The organism is Synergistaceae bacterium DZ-S4, assembly GCA_025943965.1.
Taxonomy (GTDB): Bacteria; Synergistota; Synergistia; order Synergistales; family Synergistaceae; genus Caenicola; species Caenicola nitritireducens.
On record JAPCWD010000001.1, the window covers coordinates 244257 to 261866 of the forward strand.

At 50.2% G+C, this 17610-nt stretch carries 15 protein-coding genes and 1 pseudogene; 7 read left to right on the top strand and 9 right to left on the bottom strand.

Annotated elements, in window-relative coordinates:
- Nucleotides 1–6: 6 nt before the first annotated feature.
- Nucleotides 7–912, bottom strand: coding sequence for a glycyl-radical enzyme activating protein (locus OLM33_01150; protein MCW1712282.1), 906 nt, complete (start codon nt 910–912; stop codon nt 7–9).
- Between the two features lie 5 nt (nt 913–917).
- On the bottom strand, nt 918–1625 hold the full coding sequence (locus OLM33_01155) for a GntR family transcriptional regulator (protein MCW1712283.1): 708 nt from the start codon (nt 1623–1625) through the stop codon (nt 918–920).
- 383 nt (nt 1626–2008) lie between these two features.
- Between OLM33_01155 and OLM33_01160 the strand changes: the two genes are divergently transcribed.
- Nucleotides 2009–3136 carry an aminotransferase class I/II-fold pyridoxal phosphate-dependent enzyme gene (locus OLM33_01160; GenBank protein MCW1712284.1) on the top strand — a complete coding sequence of 376 codons (1128 nt, stop codon included), beginning with the start codon at nt 2009–2011 and terminating at the stop codon, nt 3134–3136.
- Between the two features lie 55 nt (nt 3137–3191).
- Here OLM33_01160 and OLM33_01165 read toward each other — a convergent pair whose 3' ends face one another.
- The gene (locus OLM33_01165; GenBank protein MCW1712285.1) at nt 3192–3932 is read right to left on the bottom strand and encodes a 2-phosphosulfolactate phosphatase; all 741 of its coding nucleotides are present in this window, start codon (nt 3930–3932) and stop codon (nt 3192–3194) included.
- Between the two features lie 97 nt (nt 3933–4029).
- Here OLM33_01165 and OLM33_01170 point away from each other — a divergent pair, with 97 nt between their 5' ends.
- Nucleotides 4030–4494 (top strand): universal stress protein, encoded by a 465-nt coding sequence (locus OLM33_01170; protein MCW1712286.1) that lies wholly within the window; start codon nt 4030–4032, stop codon nt 4492–4494.
- Nucleotides 4495–4701: 207 nt separating this feature from the next.
- Nucleotides 4702–5181, top strand: coding sequence for a universal stress protein (locus OLM33_01175; GenBank protein ID MCW1712287.1), 480 nt, complete (start codon nt 4702–4704; stop codon nt 5179–5181).
- 93 nt (nt 5182–5274) lie between these two features.
- Here OLM33_01175 and OLM33_01180 read toward each other — a convergent pair whose 3' ends face one another.
- Nucleotides 5275–5709 (bottom strand): hypothetical protein, encoded by a 435-nt coding sequence (locus OLM33_01180; protein ID MCW1712288.1) that lies wholly within the window; start codon nt 5707–5709, stop codon nt 5275–5277.
- A 158-nt stretch (nt 5710–5867) separates the two neighbouring features.
- Between OLM33_01180 and OLM33_01185 the strand changes: the two genes are divergently transcribed.
- Entirely contained in the window at nt 5868–6767 is a 900-nt protein-coding gene (locus OLM33_01185; protein MCW1712289.1) for a YitT family protein, read from the top strand.
- Nucleotides 6768–6813: 46 nt separating this feature from the next.
- Here the strand turns inward: OLM33_01185 and OLM33_01190 are convergent, their stop codons facing one another.
- Nucleotides 6814–9003, bottom strand: coding sequence for a patatin-like phospholipase family protein (locus OLM33_01190; GenBank protein ID MCW1712290.1), 2190 nt, complete (start codon nt 9001–9003; stop codon nt 6814–6816).
- Nucleotides 9004–9251: 248 nt separating this feature from the next.
- Between OLM33_01190 and OLM33_01195 the strand changes: the two genes are divergently transcribed.
- The 3 genes from OLM33_01195 to dctP all read left to right on the top strand — a co-directional run bounded on the left by OLM33_01195 (nt 9252) and on the right by dctP (nt 14133).
- On the top strand, nt 9252–11066 hold the full coding sequence (locus OLM33_01195) for a hydantoinase/oxoprolinase family protein (protein MCW1712291.1): 1815 nt from the start codon (nt 9252–9254) through the stop codon (nt 11064–11066).
- Between the two features lie 267 nt (nt 11067–11333).
- Nucleotides 11334–13049, top strand: coding sequence for a cobalamin-dependent protein (locus tag OLM33_01200; GenBank protein MCW1712292.1), 1716 nt, complete (start codon nt 11334–11336; stop codon nt 13047–13049).
- 46 nt (nt 13050–13095) lie between these two features.
- Nucleotides 13096–14133, top strand: a complete 1038-nt coding sequence (gene dctP / locus OLM33_01205; protein ID MCW1712293.1) for a TRAP transporter substrate-binding protein DctP — start codon at nt 13096–13098, stop codon at nt 14131–14133.
- Between the two features lie 100 nt (nt 14134–14233).
- On the opposite strand, the gene OLM33_01210 is transcribed toward dctP, so the two are convergent.
- From OLM33_01210 to OLM33_01225, 4 genes and pseudogenes are all read right to left on the bottom strand, one after another.
- Nucleotides 14234–14554: a helix-turn-helix domain-containing protein gene (locus OLM33_01210; protein MCW1712294.1), complete on the bottom strand. Its 321-nt coding sequence runs from the start codon at nt 14552–14554 to the stop codon at nt 14234–14236.
- A 60-nt stretch (nt 14555–14614) separates the two neighbouring features.
- Nucleotides 14615–15484 (bottom strand): annotated as a pseudogene (locus OLM33_01215) (hypothetical protein).
- Between the two features lie 101 nt (nt 15485–15585).
- On the bottom strand, nt 15586–16515 hold the full coding sequence (locus OLM33_01220; protein MCW1712295.1) for an ABC transporter permease: 930 nt from the start codon (nt 16513–16515) through the stop codon (nt 15586–15588).
- Nucleotides 16516–17604 (bottom strand): ABC transporter permease, encoded by a 1089-nt coding sequence (locus OLM33_01225; GenBank protein ID MCW1712296.1) that lies wholly within the window; start codon nt 17602–17604, stop codon nt 16516–16518. It abuts the gene before it with no gap.
- Between the last annotated feature and the right edge of the window lie 6 nt (nt 17605–17610).

The window sequence follows — 17610 nt, forward strand, 5'->3', positions numbered from 1 at the left end:
GCCGCACTAGCCGCCTATGTGTGTTTTGAGTCCGAAGCTTTCAAGTATGCCGGCAGCTTTCCGTGTCTGGTTCTCTGTAGGAGGAAGCAGGCCCGGCAGTTTATACTCCATGCCCCACCTCTCGTGTTTTCCCCTGGCGACTGTGTGGTAGGGAAGTATGTTTACTCCCGTTATCCCTTTCAGCTTTGAGACGAACTCTCCCAGCGCCTTTACGTTTTCGTCATCTGTGTTGAGTCCAGGCATAAAGGGAAACCTGATGTTTATCTTTGATCCCGATTCCGAGATCGCGACAAGGTTCTCAAGTATGATCCTGTTGTCCACGCCCGTGTATTGCCTGTGCTTTTCCGGATCCATATGTTTCAGGTCGTAGAGGAAGAGGTCTGTATCTTTTGCCGCTTCAATGATGATCTTTTTGTCTACGAACCCGCAGGTGTCTATCGCCCTGTGAAATCCTTCCCGTCCGCAGGCTTTCAGTGCCTCGATGACAAATTTCGGCTGCATCAGGGGCTCGCCTCCCGAAAAGGTCACCCCACCGCCATCCCTGAAGAAGATCTCATCTTTCCTGAGCTCCTCCATAAGCTGTTCTACAGAGTATTTCCTGCCGCAGAGCTCGCGTGCTCCTGAAGGGCATACGTCCTCGCATATCCCACATCCGTCGCAAAGGCCAAAGTCGGTCTCAAGGGATCCTTCAATGACTGATATCGCCTTGTTGGGACATGATCTGACACATGCTCCGCACCCTATGCACTTCTCGCTCCTGAAAAGGATCATCGGCGTCATCGACTGGCTTTCAGGGTTATGGCACCACCAACAGGAGAGAGGGCATCCCTTCATGTGCACCGTTGTCCTTGTTCCCGGTCCGTCATGTATGGAGTATTTCTTTATGTCAAATATTATCCCTGTTGCGCTCAATCCTCTTATGCCTCCTCAGAAACGTCCAGTTCGGAATGCTTGGCGAAATAATACTTCCTGATGAATCTTTCCTGGACCTGGAACGACCAGTGTACATCCCTTATGTACTCCGCCGCCCCGTTGAAGTCACCTTTTCTGAGCAGCTCTATTAGCATTTTATGCTCTTCAAGGGAGTGGAGCTCCCACTCCTTGACGTAAGTCTTGTTTCTTGGAAAATCGTAGAGCCTCTCCCGGTGTATTTTTATGTACTGCAGTATCTCCGCGTTGTCTGACATGTTCAGATAGACGTTGTGGAACTTCAGGTTTTCTTCGTAAAACATGGAATAATTGTTCTGGTCGAGAGCCTTTCTCATCTGGGTGTTGCACTTATCCATGATCTCAGCGTCACTTTCACGGAAACGGAGCGCTATGTGTACCATGACCGATGATTCAAGCCCTCCCAGGATCTCATAAATGTTCCTTATCTTTTCGAGAGTCAGCGTATTCACGATAACCCCGCGCCTTGGATAGATGGTCACGAACCCTTCTGTCTCCAGCTGGAAGAGGGCATCCCTGAGCGGTGTTCTGCTCATCCCCAGTTCCATGCTTATCTCGTTGAGGTTCAGGAAGGACCCAGGGCGGATCTTTCCGTCGTTCATCTGAAGGCGAAGGTAGTCGTAAACCTGCTCCCTGAGAGATTTGATCGTGAAAAAAGAATCGCTGCTGCTGCTCATGACATTACCCCTCTCTACAATTGTATCACAGATATATCAGATTGCAATATATGGATTAATAAATTTATGCTCATGTTAGCGTAAAATTTTAAAAATCCTTGTCTGACAGCCGATATATTAATGTCGTTCCTCATGGCTAACGTGATATATTTGTTTGCCGTTTTTATGTGACGATATCTTCGGACATTAAATGGTCACAGGTATTTTATTATATACCTTTAATTGATGGACTGAAAGTAAGGGTGAGCTTTTTTATTTCATGTTTAAGGACTTATAATAACTCTTTTGCAGGAGTGATTACAACTTTTATGAAAAAGGTTATACTTTGACGGAGATAGAATGATGTCTGTAAGATATGTAAAAACTCTAAGAGGGGGATCTTCATGAAAATTAAAGAATTCAAGCTGGAGAGGCTTTTCGCCCGTTACTCTTCCAAGGCCAGATACAGGCTGAGCCAATCTGCGTGCGAGTACTGCACCATGCAGGAGATACTTGACATGGCGGATGAAGAATGCAAAAAAATGTGGGACAGCCTTGTCCTTGGCTATACAGACCAGACCGGATTCGCTCCGCTGCGCGAAGCTGTGGCGAAAAGGTTCGTTACCATCCGCCCCTCCGATATACTCGAACTTGCTCCGGAAGAGGGAATATTCATATTCATGAATACGCTTCTGGACCCGGGGGACGAAGTCATCGTAATGCAGCCCTGCCTCCCGTCCCTTTACGAGATCCCGAGGGCGCTCGGATGCAAGATAATCAAATGGCCGCTCGAAGAGACAAGCTGGGGATGGAACCTCGATTTCAACTTCCTCGCCGAAAACATTTCCCCCAATACGAAGCTCCTGGTCCTTAACATACCAAACAATCCGACAGGATTCATACCTGTAAAGACGGAGATGGACAGGATACTCAGCCTGGCTGACAGGATGGGTACATGGGTATTTTGCGAAGAGACATACCGCGGAATGGAGCATGACCCGGCAGCGGCGCTCCCCTCTCTCTCCGACATGTATCCGAGGGCTACGACTATCGGCGGCCTGAACAAGTTCGGACTTCCAGGGACCAGGATAGGGTGGCTTGTTACAAAAAATAAAAATATACTTGAAAACTGCGCTGCATATAAAGATTACACGACTCTGTGCAACAATGCCCCGGGAGAGATCCTTGCCACGATAGCTATGCGAAATGCCTCAGACCTTCTCCGGCGCAACCACAAGATCGTATTGGACAATCTGAACCTTGCAGAGAAGTTCTTCAAAAAACACAAGAAGCTGCTCCACTGGATCCAGCCAAACGGAGGAAGCACAGCCTTCCCCCAGCTGATGAAGCCGTTCGATGTGACTGAGATGTGCGAAAAGGCGATGAACGAAAAGGAACTCCTTATCATTGGGGAACGTGCGTTCGGCGTCACCACAAACAATTTCCGGGTCGGGCTCGGACGCCTCGATTTCAAAGATGCCCTGGATGTTTTTTCGGATGTTATCGAGGATATGGAAAAGAAGGTTTCTTAGTACGGTCTGCGTGTCATAATACCGACGGCCCCGGGGTCTGTCCCGGGCCGTTTTTTTATCCGGACGAGACCGATCCGTATTTTTCGCCTTTCCTGTAATAAGGCACAACTGCCGAAGAGTCGATCTCTCCGCAATAAAAGATGTCCTCGCTGAAGCCAAGCTTCTGAAGTATCTTCCCATGCTCCGACTCCATACATAGATAAACCAGGTCAGGCCCGAAATGGTGCCAGAGGGCCATTGCTGTTATTGCTCCGTCAGTCAGTTCCATCTCCGTTCCACCGTTGGAAGGCGCAAGTGCCAGCATTTTTTCTATGATCATACCGGCACAGACAGCATCTTCTATCGAAAATTTGCCGTTCCTTCCCGAAGCGACGGTGCAGATGCGTCTGCCGCTGCAAAGGGCATCCCATGCTGCCGCCTCTGCGTTTCTTGCGCATGCGACCCTTACTTCGGGGCAGTCCGAAGCGGCCGCCAGAAGCGCCTTCGTTCCGTTAGAGGTTGTCATGATGGCGTTTTCAGGAGCCCCGCGCCTTGTCAGTTCAAGAGGTGAATTTCCGTAGTCGAAGCCCGGGATCATCACTCCCCCTCTTTCTCCCATAAGCATCCACCCGGGGCCTGCTTCTGCTTTCATCCTGAAGGCCTCTTCACTGTCAGTGCATGGCATCAGAGTGCTTCCGCCGTACTCGAAAAACGTCGTTATCTGTGTGGATGCCCGGAGCAGATCGACCACAAGCCTGCAGTCATGCATGTCCATCATCTCTGACGGGACCAGTACGGCATCGAATAAATACTTCAATGGCAATATCCTCCCGGATCGGTTTACCCATGGATGTTGTAACAGGTATAATTATAGTCCCTTAATATCACAATGACCGACAGGAGGTAATGAAAAAATGAAAATTCTCGTAGCCGTTGATTTCAGCCCGGTAGGAAGGGAAGTAGCGCACGCAGGGTATCGTCTGGCAAAGAAATTGGGAAGCGAGATCACCTTTTTTCACTGTGCTCCGCAGACAGCGCGTTTTCTCCAGGGTTATGACATAAAGGCCTTTGTTTCTTCGACAAGCAGGGATGATCAGAAAAAAATAGGAGAGATGGCAAGGCAGAAACTCCATAAGGTGATGGAGGACGTCTTTGCGGAGAGCGGGGTATCAGAGTTTTTGAACATAGAAGAAGAGGTGGCCTTCGGCGACCCCGGCGACGAGCTGCTGAATTATGCGAAAGATAAGAGCGTTGATCTGATAGTAGTCGGATACAAGAGCTACAGCGCCATAGAACAGCTGCTTGTCGGGAGCACCGCATCAAAGGTCGCCAGATATGCTCCCTGCTCTGTCCTGATATACAGGCCAAAGAAAGGCTAGTGCCCGGCCTTCTTCCCGGATCTGCCACGGTCTCCCGATGACCTGCCGGTACAGCTTTCCCGGCAGGTGCAGGTTTTTAGTGTTTCGCAGGCAATAAATAGGCATTTATCCCGACCGGCCCTCTGTGATTATTCAGAAAATGAATGCTACAATATCAACAACGATAAAAAATCGGTAATTTAATGATCACAGGAGGTCAGTATCAACATGAAAATTCTTTTGGCTGTGGATTTCAGTCCATTGGGTCGCCGCACTACGGGTGCAGGCTACAGGTTGGCTCAGAAGATAGCGTCAGACGTTACTTTCTTTCACTGTGCGCCGCAGACGTCGCGTTTTCTGCAGGGATATGACATCAAGGCATTCGTATCCTCGACCGGCAAGGAAGAACAGAAAAACATCGAAGACGCGGCAACGTTGAAACTGCATAAAGTCATGGAGGACGTAATAGCGGAGAACGGGATAAAAGAAGGGCTCAGGATCGAGGAAAAAATTGTCTCGGGAGAGCCAGCGGACGAGATCCTGCGCTATGCGGAGGAGAATAAGTTTGACCTCATCTTCCTGGGTTACAAGAGCTTCAATCTGATCGAGCAGATACTGGTGGGCAGCACAGCCGACAAGGTCATACGCTATGCGACCTGCTCCGTGCTGATCTACAGGCCGGACAGGGCTGAGCATATTGACATCTGATCCTTAAACCTCGTTTGAGAATAAAAAATGCCCGCAGTCCTGCGGGCATTTTTCTGTCTTTGGAGTGATCCCTGTTCATTTAGTCCGGCATGCTTAGACTATCAGCTTGCCTTTTGCGCCTGCCATGCTGTCGAGCTGGTTCAGGACGTTGGCGCCGGCCACCTCTATCTTGGGCTTTTTGGCAGCTTCTTCACGGGCATATTCCTGAAGCTTCTTCTCATATTCCGCCATCGATCTTTTGATACCCTCGACGTCGCCCTTGATCCACTGAAGGATCCCGTCGGTTATCGTGCTGTACATTTCATCCTTAGGTTCGGCCTGAATGACCCCGAGTTCCTTAAGCATCCTGTATTCTTCTTTTACGGAATCCATGATATCTTCTTCTGTGATGAGTCCCTTTTTATAGAGGGCGCGGTAAATTATATTTGATTTTGTCTTGCTGTTTTCATCATTTGCCGAAAGGGATTCCACCCTCGACAGAAGCATCGTAATTATTTCTTCAAGACTTATCTGCATCGGTGCGGCCATTTATATATTCCTCCCATTATAAATTTCTGGTGCTTATTTTATCACAGCATCAAGATTACAAAGAGAGAGAATAACACATATGAACCTATGAGTAAAATGCCGATTGATTTAATCAACTTTTAGGGTTATGGTTATCCGGACTTTGAAAAGGAGAGATAATGAGCGTGAGAGCGAAACACAGGCTGGCACATCTTGCTGTAAAAATGGAATTATTCGTAATGAGCGAATGGTCGACATTCGTCATATCCACCCTGGGGTCTCTGCTGTATACAATAGGCGTTATAGCTTTTACACTGCCCTATCGTTTTCCCGATGCAGGCGTGATGGGTATTTCTGTCATACTGAAGTACACTATCGGCCTCGCTCCATCCATCTCATCACTTGTGGCGAACGTCATCCTCCTGGCATGGGGCTGGAAGGAACTTTCAAAGCGTTTTGTCCTGTGGACTATATATAATGTCATTTTGATCTCATTTCTGCTCGAAGTCCTTCAATTCATAAAGTTTCCTGTCATCAACGATATGTTCCTTGTGGCCATTGCGGGCGGCCTGATCAAGGGGGTCGGCGGAGGGCTCGTCTTCAGAACAGGGGTGAGCGGAGGCGGGATGGATATAGTCATAGCTGTACTTAGAAAGAGATACGGCATCGAAGTCGGACGTTTCAGCTTCTACATAAATATGCTCATCCTCGGCGGATCAATGGGGATCGTGGGAATGGAAAAAATGCTTTATGGTTTTGTCGCAAGCTATGTATCCGGGCAGAGCATAGACAGCGTTCTCTCATCGTTCGACAAGCGCCGTCTGGTGCTGATAATGGCCAAGGATACAAAGCCGGTGGTAAGGTACATCTCTGACGAACTGCGCAGGGGATCGACCGTACTGTACGGCGAGGGAGGCTTCTCCGGCGAGGAGCGTCCAACGATAATGTGTCTGCTCACCCCCAGGCAGACCATGGTCCTGAAACGGTATCTGGCCAAGAACCATCCAAAATCCTTCATGGTAGTCTCGGAGGCATCGGAAGTCCTGGGCAAAGGCTTCAAGCACTGGAAACAGATCTGACCTCTGCCCGGTCCCGCCATCCTGATACAGGGCGCTCAGGTCGTCTTTACGGAAGCGGGCCGTTCCACCACATCGGTATGCCTATCGAGTAGCCTAAAGTGAACTCCCCGCTCTGGTCATATATCAGCATGACCCTCGAACTGAAGTTCGTCATAGGAGCGGATAGCGCAATACCGGCTTCCCACCAGCTCTGGTCGTTCTCCCACTCTCTCATCGTCTGGCCGAAGTTTCCGAAGATCTCAAGGTTTATCCCCCCCCACCATGACCTTGTGATTATCTTGGCGGCCCCCAGGTGGATCCAGTATGCCTGATCCCCCACCAGGGGATGCGAAGCCAGGCTGAAGAGCTCCTCATTGGTCCCAAGTGTGGCCGCATAGGCCGGATCATCTACGTCTCCTGTCTTGAGGCCCCCGGAAAGGACGACATTCCATGTCCGCCAGATCGGAAGGTACGTATGGAAACGCGTATGGGTTATCGTTGTCTCCCCATTCGGGAACCAGATGTCCGAGTTGATCGAGAGTCCTTTGGTGGGGAGTATCGGGTCATCCAGATTGTTGAAGGTGAAGTTTATGTAAGGTCCGTCCATAGTACCGTCATCACCATATTCGATCCTCTCTGCCGCGTACCCCAGGCCTATCCTGGCCTTCCTGCCAAAATCCTTGTACCAGGCTACCCTGCCCGTGTACCGTTCCAGCTCGAAAGAGGCTGCATTTCCCGGGTCGAAGCCCTCTTCCCTTGCAGAGAGAACGATCCCGAACTGGGTGTCATGGCTGGTCTTGGGTGTGAAGTACCTCAGCATCGCCCCCCACTTTGATCCGAACCTATATTCGGCAGAGCCGACATCCCCCTCTAAGAAAATATCGCGCATCTGTGCGGTGAGCGATATCCAGCTGTCAGGGTACAGGTTGCTGGCATATCCGCCGAGTCCGAACTCATACTTTGAAGGTCTCTCTATAAAAAATACAACTGCAGCCGTCCCTTCTGTCAGAGTCTGGGCACGGCCCTCGACAGACACGAAGTCGTCTCCGATCGAAAGGATCTTAACTGCATCGGCGACTTTTTCCATGTCTAAAGGCGCTCCGATCCAATCTTCATACTTGCTGTGAAGTACTTTTGCAATGCTTTCGGGGATCCCTTCAAACCTTATCTCGGTCACGACAGGCTTCACAGAGGAGGGCGGGTCGACATGCCTGAACTCGCAGAATGTCTGGTCAGGCAGGCATGTAATATTTCTTAGCTGTTCGATCATGGGCTCGGCAGCCGCGCTCCCCCTTGCTATGATCTGATCATAGCCGTCAGACTGCAGCACGCCGAAATCTTTGACTTTGGGAGATATCACCAGATCTGCAGCCGCGGCGTTCACCCTTACCTGGTGGACCATCAGTATTTCAACTGTCTGGGCCATCACTTCAAGCAGTGAACGCAGGTTTTCCCGTTTTTTCGTGATATTTCCGGGGGAAAGGTTGACAGCGACCACCGGGTGTCCGGGAAATAATTTCTTTGCCTCAAGAACGGGGAGGTTCGCTCTGAGGCCCCCGTCTACCAGGAGTCTGCCGTTCATCTCCCAGGGTTCGAAGATACCCGGTATCGAGAGCGAAGCCCTTAACGCCGATGCAAGGTTGCCGTCCCTCAGTACAACAGACTCTCCTGTTTCTAGATCGGTGGCCATTGCCGCGAAGGGGATCGGCAGCAGATTGAAGTCAGTGACCGTTACCCTTGTGGTCATCTCGTTGAGGAAGGTATAAAGGCCCTTGGCGCGTAGCATGCCTCTGTTGCTCCTGGGTTTTTTTTCTTCATCCATGAAAACGTTAAAGATGGCGGAACCGCTTGAAGGAGGTTTGTTGTAGTTGACATCGACAGCTTCCGCCGATGACCTGTTGGAAATTATTTCCATCATGTCCAGGCCGGATATTATCTCTTTCATCTCAGCGGCGCTGTAACCTGATGCGTAAAGGCCTCCTATTATCGCTCCCATGCTTGTGCCGACTATCGCGGCGATCGGGATATTTTCCCGTTCAAGGACCTCAATCACGCCGATGTGCGCAAGCCCTTTGGTCCCGCCCCCGGACAGGACCAGCACGATCCCGTCCCTGTGTGGGAATCCCCACTCATCATGGTGCTTCTGAGCCGCTGCCAGGGCATCAGCAGGTGATGCCTCGGAAAAGGCGGACATCGGGAAAGCGACAAAGAATAATGATAAAAGTATAAAAGAAAGCGATCTGAGATGTTTCCTCATGGTATCCTCTCCCGTCCGTGTCCCGGATAAGTGCTGCGCCTTCCAAAACAGGATATGCATTCCGCACAAGATCAATACTCAACACCAGCCATTGTTTGTGCTCAGGCAATAATGACATCTTGCTTTACATTATATAGGATAAGAAAAGACCGCCTAAGAGACGGACATATCAGGGATATTATAATGTTGATCTGCCATATCAAACAACATGTTTATGATGGGCATCTTTTTGCATCCGGGAGGCAGCCATGGATCTTCCGTTCGGCCCGAGGTACAACATTGGAATAGATGTCGGGGGGACCAATACAGACGGGGTCCTCTATGACTGCGTTGATAAAAGGATCGTTGCTTCTGTGAAGATACCCACGGAACACGCCTCTTATGCCAAAGCCATAGATAACTCGCTCAAAGCCCTAACCGCAAGCATTGATGATAATGGCAGCGAAGTGGCCTCGGTGAACATATCTACTACGGTTTCAACAAATGCGCTGCTGGAAGGCAAAGGAGAACCTTCAAACCTGATCCTGATAGGTTTTGACAGGTACCCGCACATCGTTTCCGACATCGAAGGGGCGATCGGCCCGTCATCGGTGCTGAAAGTGAGGGGCGGACACACAGGATGGGGAAAGGAGAGAGAAACTTTCGACCCCCGGGCTGTGGAAAATTTTGCAAAGGATCACCGGGGGGAGCTCTTTACTGTATCCTCCATGTATTCCCCTAGGAATCCCCGGCATGAAACAGCTGCAAAGGAGATATTGCTCGCAAATGGTTCGGGTCATGTGACCTGCAGCCATGAACTCTCATATTCCCGCCTCAATTCTGTCAAAAGGACTGTTACGGCCTATCTCAACACCTCTCTTGTGCCCCTGGCAGAGAGGCTCATTGACGACATAGGATCAGTTGCAAAAAAATACGGGCTCTCATGTCCTGTTATGTTTTTGAGGAGTGACAGCACCCTTGTGCCATCAGAGTGGTGCAGAAGATTTCCCATTGAAATGATCTATTCGGGGCCGGCCGCAAGTCTGAGGGGGGCTTGTCATATCGCCGGCGGTGAGAGTTTAGACAGCTTTGTTGCCGTGGATATCGGGGGCACATCCACAGACATTGGCAGGATATATCTAGGCAGGGCCGTATTCAGCGACGCGGGAGCAAAGATAGGGTCTTACCAGACCATGATACCCTCTCTCAACATAATGAGTATCGCATTGGGAGGTGACAGCAGGACTGAGGTCTGCGGGACAGAGGATATCAGGATAGGGCCGGAAAGGTCGGTTCCGCTCTGCATGACGGCGCAGGACTCCGGCCTTCAGGCTGAGACAGTCATAAAAGATCTTCTGGGATGCCCGGATGAGGCTGAAGGGATTGGCAGATCTGAAGCAGATGGCAGTCCAAAGCCCTTGATGACGGATGACGTACCGCGGACGGCAGATCTTGGGAAATGGATGGCAATGGGATACTCTTACACCCCTACTGACGCATTCAACACAATGGAACTCTCAGAGGTTGGTGATCCTAAGATATCCAAGGCAGCGTCATACCTGAAAGGTAAAAAGGCGGGAACCGCCGGCTACGATCTCGCCGAGGCAGTAGCAGTGAAGGCTCATTCGATGCTTGAGTCGTCGATCAGCGAATACACTTCAGCGTGTGGCCAGCTGCCCAGGGTCTATGTGGGCACGCCGGCGAAGGTTTTCGCGAAACTCGGAGATAATGGAGAGGCGGAGATCACGGTCCCACGCAACTTCGATGTGGCGGGAGCCGTGGGAGCCGCAGTAAGTTCGATCGAACTGAACTGCAGGGTATCCATTATGCACAGTTTTAGCGATGAGAGTTTTACTGCCTTTCTTCCTGAGACGACGATCTCCTCTGAAAATTTTCAGGAACTTCTTGAAATGGCAGAAAAAGCGGCAGGGAAATATCTTGCCTGGCTGGCCGGGAGCATGGGATATCACGAAATCATAATAACAGCCGAGAAGGCCATAAGTTACGCAGGAGAGGCTGAAACTGTCTCGACCCTCCTTTCGGCATCGATCGAATGCCGGGCTGTTGTAAAAAATGCACAATAATCTTTCTTTAACTTCGACACTTTGTGATAATTGCATATTTTTTGTGCTTATTGCATAAAAAATAGGTTGAGTTCGACCTATCTTTCATGTAGAGATAACAATGACTATGTTAAATCATTGAGCTAGAATCTCTTAAAGATATGAAATTTTTAGAAGTATAACATGGCCAAGAACGATGTTAATTTAAGTTTGATGGATGGAGACATTATGATGGATGAGCATATAAAGAATATAAAAGAGCTGATAAATTCAGCTAAACTTCCAAAAATGGAAGCAATTCTTTCTGAGTCGAAGGAGATCGCTTCTTCTATAGTGATCGGCCGCTCCAGGTTCATGGAAAAATACGGAGTCTCATCGGAACTTGAATATAAACGCATGAGTATTAAAAACGGACATGTGATGTTTCATGCGCATATAGGCATGAATACCTGGGATGAAACGGCCCGGAGCCTCAGGGCCGCCTATGATTTTGCCGAAAGTAACGGCTTCGTCATCGACAGGGCCGGGATCTGCCTTGACAGGAGGATGGCCCTTCCCAAAGACATGAGAAAGTCCGCTCCCCAGGAGAGCGGTCCATATCTTGAAACTGAAGAAGAATGGATGCAGGTGGGACAGGCTGCTCCCATCCAGCCCCATATGGGAGACTTCATAATCGGCTTTCCTGCTTCAACGGAAAACACGGTATCAGCATTGCGGGCAGGTGTAACTACAATAGGCAATTTATCACAGTTTTTTGCGCACGAGGCTCCCATGTGGAAACGCAAGGACATAACGACAGTCGAAACGGTAAAAGCCATAGGGATAATGGGTTTCCTTCGCGACAGGGGAACACTGATGCATTCGTACCTTGACGACGGTTTCGGAGCGCTTTTCCTTGACTGCAGCACAAGCGCGGCCTGGGCCTACCTGGAGAAGTACATAGTTGAAGATCTTCTTGGGGCTAAGCTTGCCCACTGTGTAGGAGGGCTTGTTTCCGATCCGGTCAAGCGTTCCGGATGGATATTTGCGTTGGATGAGATCCACGGTCACGACTGCGTGGGTTCGATGTTCTACGGAGACACTATATCCTCGCACAGCGATCCTGAAAAAAACCGGGCACTGACAGCAGAGTACCTTCTTTGGGACATTATGACCCAGATAGAATGTCCGACAGGACATGCGGTCCTTCCTGTTCCATTCACGGAAGCCCATAGGGCCCCGTCGCTCGAAGAGATATGCGAGGTGCAGCTGTGGGGGAGAGAGATAGAAAAGACAGCCGTAAAAATGCACCCGCACTTTGATTTCACCGAACCTAAAAAGTTTGCGGGATCTATATGCAGGAAAGGCAGAAGGATATTCAACGACGCGCTTTCATATCTGGAAGAGTGCGGGGTCGATACGAAGGACGCGGTCCAGATGCTTTATGTACTGAAATGCATGGGACCCAGAGTTTTTGAAGATACGCTAAATCCTTCCGCAAAAAATGGTACTGCTCCTGCCGGAGAATCATTGGCCATACCAAATGATATTTTCACCAAGACTCTTGAGCAGGTCGACATATGGACTCCATATTTTAACAGCAGCGAAGTAAGGCAGAAGCTCTCTGGACGCAGGGTGCTTCTGGCATCGACCGATGTACACGAACATGGCCTTTTGTTGATCGACAATCTGCTGCAGCAGGCAGGATGTCATGCCGTGAACATAGGTGCGGAGAAAAATCCGGACGAGGTCGTACTTGCCGGCGTCCGGTACGGTGCAGAGATCATCTTTATCAGCACCCACAACGGCATGGCGCTTGAGTATGCAAGGAACGTACTGGACGAGATGGAAGAGCAGAACGTTTCCATCCCGGTATGCATGGGAGGGGTCCTGAACCAGAACACGGAAGAAGGTACTGTCCCCGTAGAGGTCTCCTCGGATCTTGAGAGACTGGGCATAGGGATAGTTACTGATCTCAGGCGTTTGCCCGAGTGTGCAGCTTCGCTTCTGGCCACCCTGCAGTAATGATCTGACCCACAGGATGATATCAAAGGAATTGGGAGTGATAGGGATGACAGTTTCAAAGCGTTTTATCTTCTTTTCTTTAGTTTCTCTTTTTTGCGCGTTTTCGGTGATCGCCACGGTAAAGAGCTCGGAAGCAGCTCCGGTGGTGCTCAAGTTTGCGGGACAGAATCCACCCGAACACTTTGCAACGGTTTCAATGAATGAAATAGCAAAAGAAGTAGCCCAGAAGACCAACAACAGAGTACAGATCAAGGTCTTCCCGGCCAACCAGCTTGGGGATTATTCGCTCGTTTATGAGGAACTGATCAGGGGAACTGTCGAAATGGCCTGCATCTCCTTTCCGAGCCAGTTCGACAACAGGATGGACCTGATATACGTTCAGGGTTATACAAGCAGCTATGAACAGGTGTCCAAGGTTTACGACCCCAACGGCTGGTTCTTCAAAAAAATGGATGAATTCAATTCACGCCTGGGAGTAAAACTGCTTGGCATGTACCTTGAGGGAATGGTCGGCATTGGAACAGTAAAGCCGATGAGAGCCCCTCTCGATCCAAAAGTGGACAAGGGACTCCTCCTCCGCATCCCCAACATGGATGTCTTCAAGACAGCCCTGGAAGGCGCCGGCTTTCGCACGATCTCCATCCCGTTCGCCGATGTTTACCAGTCGATGCAGACAGGTGTATGCGACGGCGATACAGGCTACTCCATCGTGGCTGCCTACACCACATTCGGAGATGTCATCAAACATTGGTACAACTTCAACAAAAATACGGAATGCCTCGGGATAATGATCAGCGACAAGGTCTGGAAAAAACTTTCAGCTGAAGACCGGAAGGTACTACAGGAAGCTGTGAGCAGACAGGCAGCGTTGAGCATCACGAACGCACGGGCGAACGACCAGAAGTATCTTGATCTGATGAAGAAGAAGGGGATACAGGTGCACATGTACACCCCCAAGGAACTCAAGCCGATGATGGACGCATTCGCCGCCACATGGGGACAGCTTGATCAGAGCAAAGGCAAGGCTCTGATGGATGAGTTCAAGAAAGAAATGAAAAAGATCTCGGACGCAATTGCTAAGTAAAGAGCCTCCCAACGGCTTTTAGGGATCCGGGAAGTCAGCGGCCCCGCAGAGATAGAAGCGGAGGCCGCTGACTTGTCTTTTTCCGGACGCGGAGGTCGGGTCAGTCTTCGGATTTTTTCCCCCCGGAGACCCCGAGCCTTTTCATCAGCAGGACAAGATAGAAGGAGATGACATCTTCAAAGTTCTCTGTAGAAATGTTGAGCCTTTCTTCTATTTTTGCGATCCTGTATGCAAGCGTGTTCCTGTGCAGGTGCAGCTTTTCAGCGGCCTTCTGTTTGCTGAAGAAGCATTCGCAGTATGTCGAAAATGTTTCCAGAAGATCAGCTGCGTCGTTATCCTCACCATATCCCGCAAGTTTTTTTTCAAGATACTTCAGGGAGTAATTTGGATTCACCGAGAGCAGTATGTGCTCAAGGAGCATTTCATTGAAGCAATAGACACCGGGCTGCAGCGACAATTTTTCTGCTACCGATACGACTTCCCAGGCGTTGCTGTAGGCAAAGGGCATCTCGTAGAGGTTCTGGGCCGGATGACCCAGGCCGATTATTGTCTCTATCGAGGCGTCTTTCAGTTTATCCCAAATCTCTTTCGAAAGGCCTTTCGCCCGTTCCAGCTCTGCGGACAGAGGCTCTTCTTCGTTTTTTTCCAGTTTCCAGAAGATAACGAACCTGTCCCTCGATACAGATGCGATTATGTTCTGGGGATCGGGGAAGACCTCCCTTAGGATCTCAATCACCCTGGAGTGGGTGGCTCCGTAGTCAATTTCATCGGAAATAGGATCCGTATTGCTTTTGTATGAGAGGCGGACCGGATTCTTCTCCAGGCCAAGTCCCCTGAAGTTAGAGAAAAAGATCGCTATCGCACCTCTTGGGACATCAAGCCGTATACCCAGCCTCTCTGCTCTTTCAGGGAGTTTGGAAAGGTCGTCCCTTCTCGGATCGAATGAGCTGATATCGTTGACCAGCTCGTCGACCTTTCCCTGTGATGTCCTGAGCGAAGGAGCGTATATTTTTTCTCTGAGCATGCTTTCGATCTGGTTTTTAACAAGCGTGGAAAACTGCAGCACCAGTTCCGGTTCGCCTGCGATGGCTGCTGTTCCGATCACCTGGCCGTTAAAAAAAATGGGAAACGTGGAGCCCGGATACCAGACACCGAGTTTTCGGGCCGCGTCTTTATCATCAAAACTCATTTTTTTGTATTTTATGCATGGCAAAGAGGGCGGATGAAATTAGCCCAGCCTTTCTTTTGCAGGGGCGCCGATAATTATTCCGTTGATATCAGTAATTATTATGCTCCTGCCCATCAATCCGCTGAGGTATTCAGAAATTTCCTGGGCATATTTTTCCAGCAAGATCGCAGCCTCCTTCGAAGTTTCCAAATCAACAACAAAAAAACAAAAGGGCTGAAAACCATATCAAGTCGTCAGCCCTTTATAAAAGAGCAGTTGCTGCTTTAGTCCCTGTCTTCCCGTCTGAAAGGTATGCTCAGCGCCGCGGGGGCTTCAAGGAGTATGCCCTTGCCGGCCCTTATTGCGACCAGTGTCAGGACGATGATAGTCATCAGATATGGCAAAGTCAGGAGTAGCGAGGCTGAAATGCTGGAGCCCATCGCCTGCATCCTCAGCTGAAGCGCCTCTACACCTCCGAAAAGATATGCTCCCAAAGCAGCGCGGGCCGGATTCCAAAGTCCGAATATCACCAGGGCTACAGCTATCCATCCCCTTCCGGCTGTCATGCCTTCGATCCACATCTGTGCGTAGACAACTGAGAGGTAGCCGCCTCCTATCCCAGCAAGCCCGCCCCCGAACATACAGTAGAAGTATCGGATCGCAGTCACGGGAAGACCCATTGCATCGGCTGCACGGGGATTCTCTCCGACGGCTCTCAGGTTGAGTCCCGGCCGTGTCCTGAAAAGGAACCAGCAGAGCAGCGCAATAAGGACGTATGAGAGGTAAACCATTGTGTTGTGCTGGAAAAAAATAGGGCCAATGAAGGGTATGTCACCGAGTATGGGCATCCTGAGGGGGGCCATGCCGGATATCGTTTCGCCAATGACTCCCCTTCCGAGAAGGGCACTTAGTCCATAGCCTGTCAGGACCATTGCAAGCCCGCTCACTACCTGGTTGCACATCAGGGTTATGCAAAGAAATGCATGTATCAGTGTTATCGCCGCACCTGCTGCAAATGATGCCAGGATGCCCAGCCAGGGGTCGCCTGTGGACCTTGTTACCGCGAACCCGGTGTATGCACCCACGAGCATGACTCCCTCAAGGCCCAGGTTCATGACCCCGGCTCTTTCGGATATCACTTCCCCCAGGGTTGCGTAAAGGACCGGTGTACCGCTTCTTACCGCGGAAGCCAGTATAGCTATAAGGAAATCCATCTATTTTGCCTCCTCCGCAGTACCTGCTGAAACTCTTACGATCTTTATCCTGAATCTTGAAAGCGTCTCTGCGGCAAGCACTGAAAAGAGGATCAGCCCCTGCAGTATCTGGAGGCTTGCCATCGGCAGACCCATAACGACCTGGAGAGTATCCCCTCCGACCAGCAGGACGCCCATGAGGAAGGATACCAATGGCACATAGATCGGGGAAAGCCTTGCAAGCCATGCAACAATAATGCCTGTGTAGCCGTACCCCATCGTAAAGCCCCTGCTCATCCTCCCGTGCAGTCCGGCTATCTCCCCCATGCCGGCCAGACCGGCTATCGCGCCTCCGATGAAGGTAACAAGCAGGATGTTCCCGGCTATATCCATGCCTCCGTAACGTGCGGCCCGGGGATTTTCGCCTATTACCCTTATTTCATATCCCCATTTGCTCCTTTTGAGTATCACCTGAAGGATCACGGCTGCTGTCAGCGCTATGAAAATGCCGGCGTGGATCCTTGTGTTTCCCCAGACCCAAAGCCTCGCAGCATCCGGGAAATTTGCAGTAAATGGAAATCCCATGCTCATAGGATCTTTCCATGGCCCGTAGATGAAGTATTCAGAGATGTTTATCGCGACATAGTTAAGCATGAGCGTAGTTATAGTCTCATTGACGTTCCATCTTGCCTTAAGGAAGCCGGCAAGCCCTCCCCAGAGCCCTCCGGCTATGCCCGCTGTGATGAACATGATAATGAACATCAATGCCCAGTTGTCAACAAAGAAAAACCTCACCACGGCCACTGTGGCGATAGCTCCCATACAGAGCTGTCCCTCTGCCCCAATGTTCCAGATCAGCATCTTGTAACAGATGAGTCCGGCAAGGGCGGTAAGTGTGATGGGGATGGCTTTTGTCACTATTTCGCTAAGTCCGTATATGCTGCCGAAAGCCCCGTTGAGCACTGCCAAATATGCCTCGAAAGGATTTACTCCAAGTACCGAAAAAAGCAGCCCGCCGGCCAATAGGCCGAAGACGACCGCTGCTACCGGTATCAGTATGTTTACCCATGCAGGGTTGTCAAGGCGCGGTTCAAATTTTAAACGGATCATAAATAG

What these genes read in the sequence shown, in the direction of transcription:
- OLM33_01155 (MCW1712283.1), bottom strand. Translation starts at nt 1,625, where the DNA reads ATGAGCAGCAGCAGCGATTCTTTTTTCACGATCAAATCTCTCAGGGAG.
- OLM33_01160 (MCW1712284.1), top strand. Translation starts at nt 2,009, where the DNA reads ATGAAAATTAAAGAATTCAAGCTGGAGAGGCTTTTCGCCCGTTACTCT.
- OLM33_01170 (MCW1712286.1), top strand. Translation starts at nt 4,030, where the DNA reads ATGAAAATTCTCGTAGCCGTTGATTTCAGCCCGGTAGGAAGGGAAGTA.
- OLM33_01175 (MCW1712287.1), top strand. Translation starts at nt 4,702, where the DNA reads ATGAAAATTCTTTTGGCTGTGGATTTCAGTCCATTGGGTCGCCGCACT.
- OLM33_01180 (MCW1712288.1), bottom strand. Translation starts at nt 5,709, where the DNA reads ATGGCCGCACCGATGCAGATAAGTCTTGAAGAAATAATTACGATGCTT.
- OLM33_01185 (MCW1712289.1), top strand. Translation starts at nt 5,868, where the DNA reads ATGAGCGTGAGAGCGAAACACAGGCTGGCACATCTTGCTGTAAAAATG.
- OLM33_01190 (MCW1712290.1), bottom strand. Translation starts at nt 9,003, where the DNA reads ATGAGGAAACATCTCAGATCGCTTTCTTTTATACTTTTATCATTATTC.
- OLM33_01195 (MCW1712291.1), top strand. Translation starts at nt 9,252, where the DNA reads ATGGATCTTCCGTTCGGCCCGAGGTACAACATTGGAATAGATGTCGGG.
- OLM33_01200 (MCW1712292.1), top strand. Translation starts at nt 11,334, where the DNA reads ATGGAAGCAATTCTTTCTGAGTCGAAGGAGATCGCTTCTTCTATAGTG.
- dctP (MCW1712293.1), top strand. Translation starts at nt 13,096, where the DNA reads ATGACAGTTTCAAAGCGTTTTATCTTCTTTTCTTTAGTTTCTCTTTTT.
- OLM33_01210 (MCW1712294.1), bottom strand. Translation starts at nt 14,554, where the DNA reads ATGCTCCTTGAGCACATACTGCTCTCGGTGAATCCAAATTACTCCCTG.
- OLM33_01220 (MCW1712295.1), bottom strand. Translation starts at nt 16,515, where the DNA reads ATGGATTTCCTTATAGCTATACTGGCTTCCGCGGTAAGAAGCGGTACA.
- OLM33_01225 (MCW1712296.1), bottom strand. Translation starts at nt 17,604, where the DNA reads ATGATCCGTTTAAAATTTGAACCGCGCCTTGACAACCCTGCATGGGTA.